Raw genomic sequence first — 501 nt, 5'->3', positions numbered from 1 at the left:
ATGGCTTCCGCTCAGCAAACGGCCTTCGTGGCTGGTCAAACCGTTCAGTATCCCAGCCACTCTTCCACCTCTGCCGTCATTGCGGAAATCTGGGATCACACGACGGCCGAGCTGGACAATGGTCAGCGCGTGCCCTTGACCGCCCTTGGGTTGGTGGAATCGGATGAACAATGGCGGCCAGTCACCGGGTTTGAGGACTTGTACCGGGTCTCCTCCCATGGCAAGGTGGTAAGCTTGCGGTACAAACGCCTGGCCCGCCACCGCTTACTGCGGGTGCTGAGTCCGCTGCGCTACCCGTCGGTGAACTTATGCAATGACTTGACCACCCAACAAATCGGCTTGAATCGCTTAGTGGCCTTGCATTTTCTGGCCCCGCCCACCCAGGCCCGCTTTGACCATGTGATCCCCAAAGATGGCAATCATTTCAATCTGCGCGTCGAGAACCTGCAGTGGGTGGATCAAGCCGAGCGCGACGACGTCACGGTGCTGAAACGGTTCCAT

Annotated in this window: 1 protein-coding gene; it reads left to right on the top strand. The window is 58.7% G+C overall.

From position 1 onward, the window contains the following. On the top strand, positions 1 to 501 hold a 501-nt coding region (locus BXP70_RS29250; RefSeq protein ID WP_218779911.1), incomplete at both ends, for an NUMOD4 domain-containing protein.

It is taken from the genome of Hymenobacter crusticola, assembly GCF_002154225.1.
In the GTDB taxonomy this organism is placed as follows: domain Bacteria; phylum Bacteroidota; class Bacteroidia; order Cytophagales; family Hymenobacteraceae; genus Hymenobacter; species Hymenobacter crusticola.
The sequence above is the reverse complement of the archived record's forward strand: the minus strand, read 5'-3'. Positions and strand labels throughout refer to the sequence as shown.